Origin of the sequence: Sphingomonas sp. SORGH_AS_0438 (assembly GCF_031453475.1) — a bacterium.
Taxonomy (GTDB): domain Bacteria; phylum Pseudomonadota; class Alphaproteobacteria; order Sphingomonadales; family Sphingomonadaceae; genus Sphingomonas.
Map to the genome: position 1 here is coordinate 2,686,574 of NZ_JAVIZS010000001.1, position 15,096 is coordinate 2,701,669.

12 protein-coding genes are annotated in these 15,096 nt (G+C 70.2%); 4 read left to right on the top strand and 8 right to left on the bottom strand.

Going from position 1 to position 15,096, the window contains the following annotated elements; genetic code table 11:
- Window positions 1-2: 2 nt before the first annotated feature.
- The 3 genes from QE452_RS12510 to QE452_RS12520 form a co-directional block, all read right to left on the bottom strand.
- Complete coding sequence (locus QE452_RS12510) at window positions 3-956, bottom strand: cation diffusion facilitator family transporter (RefSeq protein ID WP_125994703.1); 954 nt, start codon at window positions 954-956, stop codon at window positions 3-5.
- Window positions 953-1,531: a pyridoxamine 5'-phosphate oxidase gene (pdxH, locus tag QE452_RS12515; protein WP_309657552.1), complete on the bottom strand. Its 579-nt coding sequence runs from the start codon at window positions 1,529-1,531 to the stop codon at window positions 953-955. The genes QE452_RS12510 and pdxH overlap by 4 nt, the downstream gene beginning before the upstream one ends.
- Window positions 1,532-1,659: 128 nt before the next feature.
- On the bottom strand, window positions 1,660-2,484 hold the full coding sequence (locus QE452_RS12520) for a class I mannose-6-phosphate isomerase (protein ID WP_309657551.1): 825 nt from the start codon (window positions 2,482-2,484) through the stop codon (window positions 1,660-1,662).
- Window positions 2,485-2,595: 111 nt separating this feature from the next.
- Between QE452_RS12520 and QE452_RS12525 the strand changes: the two genes are divergently transcribed.
- Both QE452_RS12525 and recN read left to right on the top strand, forming a co-directional pair.
- Window positions 2,596-3,567, top strand: a complete 972-nt coding sequence (locus tag QE452_RS12525; RefSeq protein ID WP_309657550.1) for an outer membrane protein assembly factor BamD — start codon at window positions 2,596-2,598, stop codon at window positions 3,565-3,567.
- Window positions 3,568-3,769: 202 nt separating this feature from the next.
- Complete coding sequence (gene recN, locus QE452_RS12530; protein ID WP_309657549.1) at window positions 3,770-5,428, top strand: DNA repair protein RecN; 1,659 nt, start codon at window positions 3,770-3,772, stop codon at window positions 5,426-5,428.
- 325 nt (window positions 5,429-5,753) lie between these two features.
- Here recN and prsR read toward each other — a convergent pair whose 3' ends face one another.
- Together prsR and prsK are read right to left on the bottom strand one after the other, a co-directional pair.
- The gene (gene prsR, locus QE452_RS12535) at window positions 5,754-7,094 is read right to left on the bottom strand and encodes a PEP-CTERM-box response regulator transcription factor (RefSeq protein ID WP_309657548.1); all 1,341 of its coding nucleotides are present in this window, start codon (window positions 7,092-7,094) and stop codon (window positions 5,754-5,756) included.
- The gene (gene prsK, locus QE452_RS12540; RefSeq protein WP_309657547.1) at window positions 7,091-9,175 is read right to left on the bottom strand and encodes an XrtA/PEP-CTERM system histidine kinase PrsK; all 2,085 of its coding nucleotides are present in this window, start codon (window positions 9,173-9,175) and stop codon (window positions 7,091-7,093) included. The genes prsR and prsK overlap by 4 nt, the downstream gene beginning before the upstream one ends.
- Before the next feature lie 195 nt (window positions 9,176-9,370).
- On the opposite strand from prsK, the gene QE452_RS12545 reads away from it, so the two are divergent.
- Window positions 9,371-10,420, top strand: a complete 1,050-nt coding sequence (locus QE452_RS12545; protein ID WP_309657546.1) for a mannose-1-phosphate guanylyltransferase/mannose-6-phosphate isomerase — start codon at window positions 9,371-9,373, stop codon at window positions 10,418-10,420.
- Between the two features lie 90 nt (window positions 10,421-10,510).
- Here QE452_RS12545 and QE452_RS12550 read toward each other — a convergent pair whose 3' ends face one another.
- On the bottom strand, window positions 10,511-12,370 hold the full coding sequence (locus QE452_RS12550) for an ABC-F family ATP-binding cassette domain-containing protein (RefSeq protein WP_309657545.1): 1,860 nt from the start codon (window positions 12,368-12,370) through the stop codon (window positions 10,511-10,513).
- Window positions 12,371-12,462: 92 nt separating this feature from the next.
- Here QE452_RS12550 and QE452_RS12555 point away from each other — a divergent pair, with 92 nt between their 5' ends.
- A complete protein-coding gene (locus QE452_RS12555; RefSeq protein WP_309657544.1) occupies window positions 12,463-13,203 on the top strand; it encodes an energy transducer TonB in 741 nt (246 codons plus the stop codon).
- Window positions 13,204-13,211: 8 nt separating this feature from the next.
- On the opposite strand, the gene QE452_RS12560 is transcribed toward QE452_RS12555, so the two are convergent.
- Together QE452_RS12560 and mgtE are read right to left on the bottom strand one after the other, a co-directional pair.
- Window positions 13,212-13,622 (bottom strand): DUF1489 family protein, encoded by a 411-nt coding sequence (locus QE452_RS12560; RefSeq protein WP_125994713.1) that lies wholly within the window; start codon window positions 13,620-13,622, stop codon window positions 13,212-13,214.
- 16 nt (window positions 13,623-13,638) lie between these two features.
- A complete protein-coding gene (mgtE, locus tag QE452_RS12565) occupies window positions 13,639-15,036 on the bottom strand; it encodes a magnesium transporter (RefSeq protein ID WP_309657543.1) in 1,398 nt (465 codons plus the stop codon).
- Between the last annotated feature and the right edge of the window lie 60 nt (window positions 15,037-15,096).

The window sequence follows — 15,096 nt, forward strand, 5'->3', positions numbered from 1 at the left end:
GCTCAGTGCCCCACGCGCTTGCCGAACCAGTGCGGCGTCACGTCCGCCTCGACCAGCGGATTGTCGGTATCGACATGCCCCTCGGGATCGAGATGGATCAGCACCTCCACCTTGGGGAAGGCGCGCTTCAGGTTGCGCTCGACCCCCTCGACCAGGTCATGCGCCTCGGCGACGGTCAGGTCGCGCGCGACCTCCATATGGAATTGCGCGAAGTCGTGGCTGCCCGAGCGGCGGGTGCGGAAATCGTGGATGCCGCGCAGGCCCGGCTGCCGCGCCGCGACGTCGAGAAAGGCCGCGCGCTGGTCGTCGGGCCATTCCTTGTCCATCAACATGTCGATCGCGGTCGAGGAGGCCTGGAACGCCCCCCACAGCAGCCACGCGGCGATGGCGATGCCGAAGATCGCGTCCGCGCCGTGCCAGCCCAGATACTGGTCGAGCACCAGCGCGCCGATCACCGATCCGTTGAGCAGCACGTCCGACTGATAATGGACATTGTCGGCCAGGATCGCGACCGAGCCGGTCTTGCGGATCACCATGCGCTGATAGGCGAGCAGCCCGATCGTCGCGACGATCGCGATCACCGACACGCCGATGCCGAATTCCGCATCGGTAGTCGCATTGGGGGCGCCCAGCGCCTGGATCGCGCGCCAGCCGATCCCGGCGGCGGACGCGGTGATCAGCGCGACCTGGAACAACGCCGCCAGCGCCTCCGCCTTGCCATGGCCGAAACGGTGATCGTGATCCGCCGGCGTCGCCGCCAGCCGCACGCCATAGAGCGTCACCAGGCTGGCGAGCAGGTCGAGCGCGGTATCCGCCAGCGACCCCAGCATCGCGATCGATCCGGTATGCCAGGCGGCGAACCCCTTCAGCGCGAGCAGGAAGGTCGCCATCGCGACGCTGGCCAGCGCCGCGCGGGTCGCATAGGGAACGAGGCGGCGGCGTTCGTCGTGCGTCATGGGAACAGCAACCCTTCGCTCCAGCCGCCCTCCACTTGCGTGAACAGGCGGCGCTCATGCAGGCGATGCGCGCGATCCTGCCAGAATTCGATCACGTCGGGCGTGACGCGATAGCCGCCCCAGAAGGGCGGGCGCGGGACGTCCTGCCCCTCGAACCGGGCCTTCATCGCCTCGAACCGCGTCTCGAACGTCGCCCGATCGGCGAGCGGGCGGGACTGGTCGGAGGCCCAGGCGCCGAGCTGCGAATCGCGGCTGCGGCTGGCGAAATAGGCATCCGATTCGGCGTCGGTCGCCAGCGTCACCGCGCCCTCGATCCGCACCTGGCGGCGCAGCGACTTCCAGTGGAACAGCAGCGCCGCATGCGGATTGGCGGCGAGGTCGGCGGCCTTGCGCCCCTCGCGATTGGTGTAGAAGACGAAGCCATCCGGGCCATGGCCCTTCAACAGCACCATGCGGACCGACGGGCGCCCCGCCGCATCCGCGGTGGCGAGCGCCATCGCATTCGAATCGTTGATTTCGCTCTCGCGCGCCTCGGCGTACCAGGCGTCGAACAGCGTGAAGGGATCGTCGGCCATCGCCGTCCGATACGCCTCCCCCTCGATCAAGTCGAGCGGCCACCGCCTGCCGGAAGACGGCGGAAATCTATCGCGAAACCGCCATGGCGAGGCGTGGAGCGACGCCATGACGGTTCGATAGGAGAGGGTCAGAGTCGCCGGGTGCCGGGATAGGCGAACAGCACGTCCGCGCCATCGTCCAGCGTCACCGTCTCGCTGCCCTTCACGGTCACGCATTCACCGGCCTGGAAGCGCACATCGGCGACCGCGCCGCCGCCGGTGATCGGCACGATCCAGGCAGTCAGCCCCTCGGGCAGCGCGACGGCGTGCGCGCCGCCGGTCCAGCGTTCCAACACGAATTTCGGCCCCTCGACCAGGATGGTCCGCTCGCCATCGACGCGGCCGGGCGAGGTGATCGCCTGGTACGGGGTCAGGTGCGCGACCGCGACGCCGTCATCCAGATGCAGTTCGCGCGGGCGGCCGTAATCATAGAGGCGATAGGTCGTCTCGCTGTTCTGCTGCACCTCGATCAGCGTCAGCCCCGCCCCGATCGCATGGATGGTGCCCGAGGGGGCGTAGTAGAAATCGCCCGCCTTGACCGGCACCCAGTCCAGCTTGTCCTCGATCGATCCGTCGAGCGCCGATTCCCGCAGCGTGTCGGCGGTCATCGCCTGTTTCGGCCCCAGCGCAATGGTCGAATCGGGCGTCGCGGCCAGGATCGTCCAGCATTCGTCCTTGCCGCGCGGCAGGCCGCGCTTGTGCGCCTCCTCATCGTCGGGATGGACCTGCACCGACAGTTTCTCGCCGGTGAACAGGTACTTGATCAGCAGGTCCGGCGTGGTGTCGCCGGGTTCCTGGAACCAGACCTCGCCCACCGGCTCGCCGCCCGCCGGCTGGTCGGGAAAGCCGGGCCAGAGGTCGGTGCGGCCCCAGGGCTTCTCGACGCGATGGGTGTGCAGCTTGGTGGCGGGCATCGGTTGGCTCCTTGTTCGTATCCGGCCGGTCGAACGCCTTCCCCTATCGCGACGATCCGGTGCGTCCAGCCTATTGTTTCCCGGGGCCACGCTGCGCTACAGGCGAGGCCGATGCGTATCCCCCGTTCCCGCGCGCTTGGCGTCGCGATGATCGCCGCCGTCGTGCTTCCGCTGGGCGCCTGTGCGCGCAATGCCGGCAAGGGCGACGTGCCATATGTCGCGCGCGACGTCGGCACGCTGTACACCACCGCCAAGAACCGGCTCGACCAGGGCCGCTACAAGGAGGCGGCGATCCTGTTCGACGAGGTGGAGCGCCAGCATCCCTATTCGATCTGGGCCCGCCGCGCGCAGCTGATGAGCGCGTTCAGCTATTATCTGGCGCGCGACTATACCCAGTCGATCCAGTCGGCGCAGCGGTTCATCTCGGTCCATCCGGGCAATCGCGACGCGGCCTATGCCTATTATCTGGTGGCGCTCGGCTATTACGAGCAGATCACCGACGTGACCCGCGACCAGAAGATCACGCGCCAGGCGCTCGATGCGCTGGGCGAGCTGATGCGCCGCTATCCCAACACCCGCTATGCATCCGATGCGCGGCTGAAGATCGACCTGGTCAACGACCACCTCGCCGGCAAGGAGATGGAGGTCGGCCGCTTCTACGAGGCGCGCGGCCAGTGGCTGGCGGCGAACATGCGTTTCAAGCGGGTGATCGAGCAATATCAGACGACCACCCACGCGCCCGAGGCGCTGATGCGTCTGACCGAGACCTATCTGAACCTGGGCGTGCCGGTCGAGGCGCAGAAGGCCGCCGCCGTGCTCGGCCGCAACTATCCGGGCAGCGATTGGTATGCCCATGCGTACAAGCTGATGAAGGATCATCCCTTGCCGGAAGCGCCGCTGGTCGCACCGGGCCAGCCGATCATCCCGGATGGCACGCCGGGCGCCAAGGCGCATTCGCTGCCGGGTGATTCGGGCAGCGCCTCCGGCGTGCCGCGCGATGCGCAGCCGGCCGGGGTTCCCGGCACCGCCACCGGCGGCTCGACCGTCGGCCCGAACAGCAGCACCGGCATCCCGCGTCAGTAAGGCCGGCTGACGGGTTCCGGCGAAAGCCGGAGCCCGGGATTTCCACACGAAGACCGCCCGGCACCCCCGACCCTGGGCGCCCGTTCGCGCAGCAGCGCGGCGGCGGCCGGGGCGTCAGTGGGCGACCGTCCACCGGCTTTATTCGCGCCTCCGGAACATAAGCGGTTCAAATCGGCCCCGCCCCGGTCTACATCGGCCGCCTATGCTGACCGCGCTGTCCATCCGTGACGTGGTGCTGATCGAAGCGCTCGACCTCGACTTTGGCGAGGGACTGGGCGTGCTGACCGGCGAGACGGGCGCGGGCAAGTCGATCCTGCTCGATGCCCTGGGGCTGGCGCTCGGCGGGCGTGGCGATAGCGGCCTGGTGCGCCATGGCGCGACCCAGGCGGTCGTCACCGCCAGCTTCGATGCCCCCTCCGCGCCGCTCGCCGCCCTGCTCGACGAGAATGGCGTCGAGGTGGAGCCGGGCGAGCCGCTGCTGATCCGCCGCGTGGTGAAGGCGGATGGCGGCAGCCGCGCCTTCGTCAACACCCAGCCCGTCTCCGCCACGCTGCTGCGCGAGATCGCCCCACGCCTGGTCGAAATCCATGGCCAGCATGACGATCGCGGCCTGCTCAATCCGCGCGGCCACCGCGCGATGCTCGACTCGTTCGGCAAGGTCGATCCCGCCGAGGCGGCGCGCTGCTGGGCCGCCTATCGCCAGGCGGAAGCGACGCTCGCCGCCGCGCGCGCGGAAATCGAGACGGCGGCGCGCGACCGCGAATGGCTGGAGCACAGCGTCGCCGAGCTCCAGGCGCTGGGGGCCGAGCCGGGCGAGGAGGAATCGCTCGCCGACGAGCGCCGCTCGATGCAGCGCGCCGAGAAGATCGCCGACGACCTGTCCGCGATCGAGGATCATCTGGAGGGGTCGGACGGCGGTCTCGCCCGCCTGCGCCAGGCCGCGCGCGTGCTAGAACGGGTCGCGCCGGATCACGAGTCGCTGGCCGAGGCGCTGGCGGCGGTCGATCGCGCGGTGATCGAGGCGTCCGCCGCCGAGGAGCGGCTGCGCGAGGCGCGCCATGCGCTCGCCTTCGACCCCCGCGCGCTGGAGGACGACGAGTCGCGCCTGTTCGACCTGCGCGCCATGGCCCGCAAGCACCGGGTCCAGCCCGACGACCTCGCCGCGCTGACCGAGGAGCTGGCGGCCCGGCTCCAGCGGCTCGATGCGGGCGAAGGCGGCATCGCCAAGCTGGAGGCGACCGTGGCGACGACCCGCGCCGCCTACGACAAGGCAGCAGCGGCCCTGTCCGAACGGCGGGCGGCGGCGGCGACGCGGCTCGACACGGCGGTGGCGACCGAATTGCCACCGCTCAAGCTCGACGCTGCGCGGTTCCGCACCGTGATCGCGCCGCTGGGGCCGGACGGCTGGTCCGCCGCCGGCAAGGACCGGGTCGAGTTCGAGATCGCCACCAATCCTGGCGCGCCCTTCGCCCCGCTCGCCAAGATCGCGTCGGGCGGCGAATTGTCGCGCTTCCTGCTCGCGCTCAAGGTCGCGCTGGCGGAAACGGGCGGCGCGGAGACGATGGTGTTCGACGAGATCGATCGCGGCGTCGGCGGCGCGGTGGCGTCGGCGATCGGCGAGCGGCTGGCGCGGCTGGCGCTGCGGACGCAGCTGCTGGTGGTGACGCACAGCCCGCAGGTCGCGGCGCGGGGCGCCGCGCATCTGCTGATCGCCAAGGCCAATGACGGCATCGTCACCCGCACCGGCGTCCGCCAACTGTCGGAAGGAGAACGACGCGAGGAGATCGCCCGGATGCTGTCCGGCGCGACCGTCACCGACGAAGCCCGCGCGCAGGCGGAACGGCTGCTGGAGACGGCCTGACGCGCCGGAAGGAGGATCGCTTCCAAAGGCCTTTCCTTGCTCCTGCAAAGGCAGGAGCACAGCGTTACACGCACCATAAGGCGGTGTTTCGCTTGGCTCTGGGCTCCTGCCTTCGCAGGAGCACGGCCGGGTCACGCATTAGCCGGGCGAGTCCGCGACGATCCCCTGCCCGAAAGGGATTGCGCCCCAGAACCCGATGACAGGATCTGGACTTGGGATCGTCATTGCGAGCGCAGCGAAGCAATCCAGAGCCGCGCGCGTAACGCCCTGGATTGCTTCGCTACGCTCGCAATGACGGCTTGGGTCAGCCCCGCTCCAGCCCCCCTCACCCCTGCAAATCATAGGCCTTGAGCAGGTCGTAGAGCGTCGGCCGGCTGATCCCCAGCAATCGCGCGGCGGCGGAGACATTGCCATCGGCCTGGGCCAGCGCCCGGCCGATCGCGCGCCGGTCGGCGGCCTCGCGCGCGGTGCGCAGGTTGAGGTCCGCCCCCGCTTCGCCCAGGTCGAGATCGGCGGCGGTCACCAGCTTGCCCTCCGCCATGATGACCGCGCGCTTCACCCGGTTCTCCAGCTCGCGGACATTGCCCGGCCAGCCCCAGGCGTCCACCGCCGCGCGCGCATCGGCGGCGAGGCCGGTGACGGCGGGGTTGAGCGTCCGCGCATAATGCTGGACGAAGTGCCGCGCGATCAGCCCGGCATCGCCGGTCCGTGCCGCCAGCGCCGGGATGCGCACCACGATCTCCGCCAGCCGATAGTAGAGATCCTCGCGGAACCGCCCGTCCGCGACCATCGCATCGACATCCTGATGCGTCGCGCAGACGATGCGCGTGTCGACCGGGATCGCCTTGCGCCCGCCGATCCGCTCGATCACCCGTTCCTGGAGGAAGCGCAGCAGCTTGACCTGCAAGGGCAGCGGCACGTCGCCGATCTCGTCCAGGAACAGCGTGCCGCCCGCCGCCTGCTCGATCTTGCCCTCGGTCGTCTTGACCGCGCCGGTGAACGCGCCCTTCTCATGGCCGAACAGCTCGGCCTCCAGCAGCGTCTCCGGGATGGCGGCGCAGTTGATCGCGACGAACCGCCCCTGGGCGCGCGGCGACGCGTCGTGTACGCCGCGCGCCAGCAATTCCTTGCCCGTCCCGCTCGCCCCCAGCAGCATCACCGAGACATCGGCGGGGGCGACGCGCTGGAGCTGGCGCGCGACCTGGGTCATCTCGGGCGAGGCGTAAAGCAGCCCGCCAAAGCCGCTGGGCGCGCCGCGCGCCGCCAGCCGCCGGTTCTCCGCCTCCAGCGCATGGACATGGAAGGCGCGCGCGACGATCAGGCCCAGCGCATCGATATCGATCGGCTTGGAATAGAAATCCCAGGCCCCGTCGCCGATCGCCTGGAGCGCGCTGGCGCGTTCGCCGTGCCCGGACGCCACGATTACCTTGGTCGCCGGTGCGGCCGCCAGCATGTCGCGAAGCGTCGCGAACCCCTCGCTGGTGCCGTCCGGATCGGGTGGCAGCCCCAGGTCGAGCGTCACCACCGCCGGCTCGTGCAAGCGCAGCGCGTCGAGCGCGGCGGCCCGGTCGCCCGCCACCACCACCTCATAGGCCTCATAGGCCCAGCGCAACTGGCGCGCGAGCGCGGCATCATCCTCGACGACCAGCAGGACCGGCCGGCTCACGCCGCCGCATCCAACGTCGCAGCCGCCGCCAACAGGATGCGGAAGCGGGTGCCCTCGCCCTCGCGGCTCGATACGTCCAGCCTGCCGTCCATCGCCCTCACCAATTCCCGTGCCTCATAGGCCCCGATCCCGAATCCGTTCGGCTTGGTCGAGACGAACGGCCGGAACAGCTGGTCGCGCACGAAGCCGGGGCTCATGCCGCTGCCCCGGTCGATCACCTCGATCGCCACCGTCCCGTCGCCGGCCTCGACGCGCAGGCGGACCGGGACGCCCCGACCGCTGGCCTCGACCGCATTCTGGATCAGATGGTCGAGCACCTGCGCCAACCGCCCCGGCGCCGCCATCACATGGATCGGTTCGCCGGTCATGATCTCGACCTCGACGGGATGCTGCGCCCGGCGCATCGCGGCGGCGCGCGCGACCAGGGCGGTGGCATCGACAGCGCGAAGCGGTTCGGGGCGCGACGCGTCATGCTGGCCCAGCCGGGCGAGCAGCGCCGTCATCCGCGCACCCGATTCGCGCAATGTCGCTACCATGTCGGCGCGGAATTCGGCATTGTCGGCATGGCGTTCGGCATTGCGCGCGACCAGCGTCACCTGGCTGGCGACATTCTTGATGTCGTGGAGCAGGAAGGCGAAGCGGCGATTGAACTCCTCGAACCGCGCGGCATCGGCCAGCGCGTCATGGGCGCGGTCCTCCGCCAGATAGCTGGCCGCCTGCCGCCCGACGACGCGGAGCAGGTCGAGATCCTCCCAGTCCAGCGCCCGGTCGACCGGCGGCCGCGCCAGCACGATCGCGCCGGCCAGCCGCTCGCCGTGCAGCAGCGGCACCACCACCCAGGCCATCGGATCGGCCAGCAGCGCCGCCGGGATACAGGCCGCCTCCGCGCCCCCGGCATCGGCACGGATCACATCCAGCGCGACGATCCGGCCGGTGGCGAGATGCCGGGCGAAGGCCAGGTCGGCGGGGTCCGGGTCCTGCGGGTCGCAGTTCCACGCCGCCGCCGGAATCATCCGCTCGTCCTCCGCCATCGCCAGCAGCAGCCCGGCGGGGGAATCGGTCAGGTCGGCGACCGCCCGCACGATGCGTACCCCCAGCGGATCGCCGCCGGGCCCCGGATCGCCCAGCGTCGCGGTGAAGCGCTGCCATTCGGTGCGATAGTCATAGCGGTGGCGGAACAGATGCTTGGCGACCTTCACCCGCGTCCAGGCGCGCAGCCAGGGGGTCGAGGCGAGCGCGAGCAGCGCCGCCGCCGCGCCGAACACCACCGCCGTTTCGTAGATGCGGCCATGGCTGCCGCCGATCGCCGCCGCCAGATGCGCGACCAATGCGGTCGTCGCGGCATAGATCAGCACCGCCACGCTCGCCAGCGAGCGCATCGCGGCGGTGCGCGACAGGGCCGGCGCGGCGGCATCGTCCGCCCGGCTGCCCGCCGCCGCCAGCAATCCCGCGACCGCCGCCATGGCGAAGCCGCGCAGCGCGGCCAGCGCCGGGACCCAGCCCTCGACATAGGTGACCGCCGTCAGCAGCAGGTCCAGCCCCCATATCACCCCCAGCGCCGCCAGCGCCAGCCGCAGGCCGCCTTGCGCCCGCCCCTGCGCGCCCGCCAGATGCTGGACCAGCACCAGCGATCCCAGCGCCGCCATCATCACCAGCGCCAGCCGGGTCTGCTCCATCGCCGCCGCCAGCGCCGCCGGCACGCTGATCGGCGCGGCGATCCCCTGCCCGATCGCCAGTCCGACCGTCAGCAGCGTGACCAGCGCCACGACCATGCACAGCGCAGCCAGCGCCCGGCTGATCCCCTCGCGCGTGGTGGAGTGGCGGATCAGCACGATGAGCCAGCCCAGCCACGCCAGGTTGCGCGCGCCGAGCAGCAGGTGGACGATGGGGTCGCTGGCGCCGATCCCCGCCACGATCAAGGCCCACAGGCTGGTGACGGCGAGGGCGACGACCAGGATTTGGCGCGGCGGGCGCCCCTCCGCCCCCCGCGCCTCCGTGAGGGCGAGCGTACCGAACAGCAATGCGGCCAGCGCATGGCCCCACAGGATCAGCGTGACGTCCACCTCAGCCGGTCCGCCCATGGTCGACGGACTTCAACGTGAAAATCCTGTAATAATAGGGTTTATTACCGTAACGATGGATCATCCCGCCGCCCGTTCCGTTGTGGCGTTGGTGCCCGATTCCGACATGGCACCGTTCTGGCAATAATTTACCAAGAAACCCTGAATGGCGCTTACCCCGAGCGTCCTTTATGGCGCGCGGAAACAGGAGGAAGCATGACCGGTGGAACGATCGTACCAGTGATCCTGTCGGGAGGTTCGGGAACCCGACTCTGGCCGATGTCCCGTCCGGAACGCCCCAAGCAATTCCTGCCGCTGACCGCCGACGACACCATGCTGCAACTGACCGCACGCCGCGTGCAGGGCGAGCGGTTCGGCGCGCCGATCGTGGTCGCCAATGCCAGCCATGTGGACATGGTCGAGACGCAACTCGATGCCGCCGGCATCGCGGCGGAGGCGGTGATCCTGGAGCCTTTGGCGCGCAACACCGCGCCCGCCATCGCGCTCGCCGCGCTCGCCGCCCCCAAGCCGGACGATGCGCTGCTGGTCATGCCGTCCGACCATGTCATCGCCGATGTCGACGCCTTCCACGCCGCGATCGCGGTGGCGCTGCCGCTGGTCAATGACGGCTGGCTGGTCACCTTCGGCATCGAGCCCGATGCTCCGGAAACCGGCTATGGCTGGATCCAGACCGGCGAGGAGATCGCCGCCGGCGTCCACCGCGTCGCCCGTTTCGTCGAGAAGCCGCCCCGCGACCGGGCGGAGGCGATGCTGGCCGCCGGCGGCCATGCCTGGAACGGCGGCATCTTCCTGTTCCGCGCCGACATCTTCCTGAGCGCGCTGGCCAGCCATGCGCCGGAGATGCTGCGCTGCGCCCAGCAGGCGATGGATGCGGCCACGCGCGACGGCAAGCGGATCCTGCCCGATGCCGAGGCCTTCGGGGCGTCGCCGGCCGATTCGATCGACTATGCGGTGATGGAAAAGGCCGATCGCGTGGCGGTGGTCCCGGTCGCGATGGGCTGGTCGGACGTCGGCAGCTGGGACGCGCTGCATGCGATCAGCGACCGCGACGGCGACGGCAACAGCCACCGGGGCGAGGTGATCGCGCTCGACACCAACAACTGCCTACTGCGCTCCGACGGCGTGCGGATCGCGGCGGTCGGCGTCAGCGACCTCGTCGTGGTGGCGAGCGGTAACGACGTGCTGATCCTGCCGCGCGGCCGCAGCCAGGAGATCAAGAAACTGATCGAGGCGATGAAGCCCTGACCGGGAGCAGGGGTGGCGCCGCCCTGTGCCGGCGACACCCCTGCACTACCCGCCGATAGCCCCCTCCCCCGGCGGGGAGGGCTTCATGGATTAGGCCGTTTCCAGCCCCTCGCTCGCCTCCAGCCAGCGCGCCTCCGCCGTCTCCAGCTTCGCTGCCGCGTCGGCGCGGCGCTTCATCAATTCGGTCATCGACAGCCGTGCCAGCGCCGGCTCCGCCCGCTTGGGATCGGCCATCGCCGCGTCCAGCTTCGCGACCTCGGCCGACCAGCGCGCGGTTTCCGCCTCGGCGTCGCGCGCCTCCTTGCGCAGCGCCTTCTCGGCGTCGCGGGCCAGGGCCGTCTTCTTCGCCGCCTTGCGCTCCGCCTTGGACTGGCCGTCGCCCTGCCCTGAATCGCCCTTCAGGACGAAGGCGATATAGTCGTCCAGCGTGCCGTCGAACTCGCGCGCGGTGCCGTCATCGACCAGCACCAGACGGTCCGCCGTCATCTCCAGCATGTGGCGGTCGTGGCTGACCAGCACCACCGCGCCGGTATAGGCGTTGAGCGCCTGGACCAACGCCTCGCGCGCGTCGACGTCCAGGTGGTTGGTCGGCTCGTCGAGGATCAGCAGGTGCGGCGCCTCGCGCGTGATCAGCGCCAGCGCCAGCCGCGCGCGTTCGCCGCCCGACAGCCGGCCGACCTTGGTCGTCGCCTTGTCGCCCGAAAAGCCGAACCGGCCGAGCTGCGCGCGCACCGCCGCCGGGGTCGCGCCGCGCATGATCCGCGTCATATGTTCAAGCGGCGTGTCGTCGGCGTCGAGCTCCTCGACCTGATATTGGGTGAAATAGCCGACGCGCATCTTGCCGGACGATCCCATGTCGCCGTCCATCGGGGCCAGCTGCGCCGCCAGCAGCCGCGCCAGCGTCGTCTTGCCGTTGCCGTTGCGGCCCAGCAGCGCGATGCGGTCGTCCGGGTCGATGCGCAGGTTCAGCCGCTTCAGGATCGGCGTCTCGGCATAGCCGACGCTGGCCATGTCGAGCGTGATCAGCGGCGGGCGCAGCGCGTCCGGATCGGGGAAGCCGAAGGACAGGGTCGGGTCGTTCGCCATCTCGGCGATGGGTTGCAGCTTCGACAGCATCTTCTGCCGGCTCTGCGCCTGCTTCGCGGTCGAGGCGCGGGCCGAGTTGCGGGCGATGTAATCCTGCAGCTTGGCGCGCTGCGCCTCCTGGTTCGCCTTGGCGGCGGCAAGCTGCGCCATCCGCTCGGCGCGCTGGCGCTCGAACGAATCATAGCCGCCGGGATAGAGCGTCACCTTGCCGCCCTGCAGGTGCAGGATATGGTCGACGACATTGTTCAGGAAGTCGCGCTCATGGCTGACCAGCAGGATGGTGGCGCGATAGGATTGGAGGAAATCCTCCAGCCACATCACCGCTTCCAGGTCGAGATGGTTCGACGGTTCGTCGAGCAGCAGCACGTCGGGCGCGGAGAAGAGCAAGGCGGCGAGCGCGACCCTCATCTTCCAACCGCCCGAGAAGCTCTTGAGCGGACGCGCCTGCATCGCCTCGTCGAAGCCCAGCCCCTGCAGGATGCTGGCGGCGCGGGCGGGCGCGGTATAGGCGTCGATCGCGATCAGCCGTTCGTAGATGTCGCCCAGCTTGTCCGGATCTTCCTCGGTCTCGCTGCGGATCATCAGCGCGGCGCGCTCGACATCGGCGGCCAGCACCGTGTCGAACGGCGTCGCCTCGCCGTCCGGGGCCTCCTGCGCGATATAGCCCAGCCGGCTGCCCTTGGGCATCTCCGCCGCGCCGTCATCGGGTTCGAGCATCCCGGCGATCACGCGCACCAGCGTCGACTTGCCTGCGCCATTGCGGCCGATCAGGCCGACCCGGCTGCCGGGCGGCAGCGCCGCGGACGCGCCGTCGATGATCGTGCGGCCGCCCAGGCGCACGGTGATGCCATTCAGATTGAGCATGGTGCCTCAATAGCGATTGCTGCGATGCAGCCAAGCGTCATCGTCACGCCTCCCCTCTTGGCACGCCCCCCGACGCATCCCAGCTAGGGACAATGCCGCTCGCCCCGCCGACCCCGGCCGAACGCCTGCGCGCCGCGCTGCCCACGGCGGCGGTGGTGGCGCTGATCGGCTATGCCCTGGTCGCGGGGCTGGCCTGGACGAATCCCGCCCCGTCCGATCCGGCCATCGCCACCTTCGACGTCACCCCGCCACCGCCCGACCGCGTGCCCATCGTGCCGAAGAAGGTCGCCGTCCACCGCCCGCGCGGCGCGGCGGCGCCGCCCAATCTCCGGTCACAGGCGACACCGATCGTGGCGCCGCCGCCGATCATCCTGCCGCCCCCGGTGCCAGTCGTTGCCGCGCCGGTCGCGGGAAGGGGCGCGGACCCGAGCGCGGGCGCGGCCGAGCGTCCCGGCCCCGGCAGCGGCGCGGGCGGCATCGGCAACGGCACGGGCAGCGGCGGTTCGGGCGACGGGGACGGCTATGGCGGCGACGAGACGCCGCCCCGCCTGATTCGCGGCCGGCTGAAGGATTCGGACTATCCCGACCAGGCGGCGGAGGCGGGGTCCGGCGGCACCGTCTCGGTGCGCTATTATGTCGAGGTCGATGGCCGCGTCACCGGCTGCCGCATCACGCACAGCAGCGGCAATGCGCTGCTTGACGCCACGACCTGCCGGCTGATCGAGAAGCGCTTCCGCTACGACCCGTCCCGCGATGCCGATGGCCGGCCGGTCCGATCGATCGTGGTGGTCGACCATGACTGGATCGTGGAACGCGAGCCGGCGGACCGCTGATCGCCCGCTCAGATCAGCGCCAGCTCCGACAGCTTGCCCATCAGCGCCGGGGGCAGCGCGGTCAGGCCGCTGGCATCGCCGCCGCCCAGATCGGCGGGCGCGTCGGCCTGTTCCAGATAGCGCCAGCCCTGATGCGCGCGCTTCGGCCGCGCCTGGACCAGCACCAGTTCGGGTTGCAGATGGATCGCGACCCGGCCGCCCTCCGCCTCGCCGAAGCGCAGGATCGGCGAACGGGCGACCAGCTGGTGCTTGACGATCCAGAACAGCGAACTGTCCGGATGGTCCACCACCTCCTCGTGCCGCTTGGGCAGGTAGCGGGTGGTCAGCACCAGCCCGCCCTCCGCGCGGCGGATGGCGATCCGGTCGGCCAGTTGCTCGACGCTGGTCGCGCCGAACGCCACTTTGGTCAGGTGCAGCATGGAGGGGCGATGTGGGTCAGCCGCCCAGTCCCCACAAGGTCGCCAGCCCGAGAAACGACAGGAATCCACCGACATCGGTCATGGTGGTGACGAATACCGCCGAGGATACGGCCGGATCGATGTTCATCCGGTCCAGTGTCACCGGCACCAGCACGCCGCCAAGCCCCGCGATCAGGTTGTTGATGATCATCGCCATCCCGATCACCAGCGACAGGTCGCGATTGCCGAAGATCAGGAAGGTGCCGAGCCCGATCAGTATCGCCAGCGACACGCCGTTGCAGATCGAGATGGTCAGCTCGCGCGTCACCATCCGCACCGAGTTGGACGAGGTGAGCTGGTTGGTCGCCAGCGCGCGCACCACCACCGCCAGCGTCTGCGTGCCGGCATTGCCGCCCATGCCCGACACGATCGGCATCAGCACCGCGAGCAGGGCGAACTTGGCGATCTCGCCCTGGAACAGCCCGACGACCGAGGCGGCGAGCATCGCCGTGCCCAGGTTGACGACCAGCCAGAACAGCCGCGTGCGCACGGTCAGCCGGATCGGCTCGTTGATGTCGCCCTCGCCCGCGCCCGACAGGCGCAGCACGTCCTCGCCCGCCTCCTGCTGGATGATGTGGACAACGTCGTCGACGGTGATCATGCCGACCAGCCGCCCCTCGCCATCGACCACCGCGGCGGAGATCAGCGCGTATTTCTGGAAGCGGAGCGCCACCTCCTCCTGGTCCATGTCGACCTCGATCAGCGTCTGTTCGCGCTGCATCACATCGGCGACCGGCACCCAGCGCGGCGTGCGCAGAATCCAGGACAGCGCGCAGGTGCCGACCGGATGGTGGCCGGGATCGACGACGAACACCTCCCAGAAGTCGGTGGTCAGGTCCTCCTGTCCGCGCAGATAGGTGAGCACGTCGCCCACCGTCCAATGCTCCGGCACCGCGACCAGGTCGCGCTGCATCAGGCGGCCGGCGGATTCCTCGGGATAGGACAGCGCCTCCTCGATCGCGGCGCGGTCGTCCGGGTCGAGCGCGCGCAGCACCGCGCGCTGATCGTCCTCGTCCAGATCCTCGATGATCGCGACGGCGTCGTCGGTGTCGAGCTCGGCGGCGAGGTCGGCGACCTCATGCGGTTCGAGCGCGTCGATCAGGTCCTCGCGGACATAATCGTTCATCTCGGCGAACACGTCCGCGTCGAGCAGGTCGGAGACCGCATGGGCCAGCGACGCGCGATCCTCGTGCGGGGTCAGCTCGAACAGGTCGGCGATGTCGGCGGGGTGGAGCGGCTCGACCAGCGCGCGCGCCTCGTCGACCTGTCCCTGCGCCACCGCGTCCAGCACGGCGCTGACGAATTCGGGGCGCAGCCGGTCGTCCTCGTCCAGCTCGGTATCGGGTTCCATCTCGGGAAGCTCGGTTTCGCTCATCGCTGGGGCTCCCTGATCCGGCTGGTGGTGCAATGCCGCGCAAGCGACGTCGGCGTGCCC

What these genes read in the sequence shown, in the direction of transcription:
- QE452_RS12510 (WP_125994703.1), bottom strand. Translation starts at nt 956, where the DNA reads ATGACGCACGACGAACGCCGCCGCCTCGTTCCCTATGCGACCCGCGCG.
- pdxH (WP_309657552.1), bottom strand. Translation starts at nt 1,531, where the DNA reads ATGGCCGACGATCCCTTCACGCTGTTCGACGCCTGGTACGCCGAGGCG.
- QE452_RS12520 (WP_309657551.1), bottom strand. Translation starts at nt 2,484, where the DNA reads ATGCCCGCCACCAAGCTGCACACCCATCGCGTCGAGAAGCCCTGGGGC.
- QE452_RS12525 (WP_309657550.1), top strand. Translation starts at nt 2,596, where the DNA reads ATGCGTATCCCCCGTTCCCGCGCGCTTGGCGTCGCGATGATCGCCGCC.
- recN (WP_309657549.1), top strand. Translation starts at nt 3,770, where the DNA reads ATGCTGACCGCGCTGTCCATCCGTGACGTGGTGCTGATCGAAGCGCTC.
- prsK (WP_309657547.1), bottom strand. Translation starts at nt 9,175, where the DNA reads ATGGGCGGACCGGCTGAGGTGGACGTCACGCTGATCCTGTGGGGCCAT.
- QE452_RS12545 (WP_309657546.1), top strand. Translation starts at nt 9,371, where the DNA reads ATGACCGGTGGAACGATCGTACCAGTGATCCTGTCGGGAGGTTCGGGA.
- QE452_RS12550 (WP_309657545.1), bottom strand. Translation starts at nt 12,370, where the DNA reads ATGCTCAATCTGAATGGCATCACCGTGCGCCTGGGCGGCCGCACGATC.
- QE452_RS12555 (WP_309657544.1), top strand. Translation starts at nt 12,463, where the DNA reads ATGCCGCTCGCCCCGCCGACCCCGGCCGAACGCCTGCGCGCCGCGCTG.
- QE452_RS12560 (WP_125994713.1), bottom strand. Translation starts at nt 13,622, where the DNA reads ATGCTGCACCTGACCAAAGTGGCGTTCGGCGCGACCAGCGTCGAGCAA.
- mgtE (WP_309657543.1), bottom strand. Translation starts at nt 15,036, where the DNA reads ATGAGCGAAACCGAGCTTCCCGAGATGGAACCCGATACCGAGCTGGAC.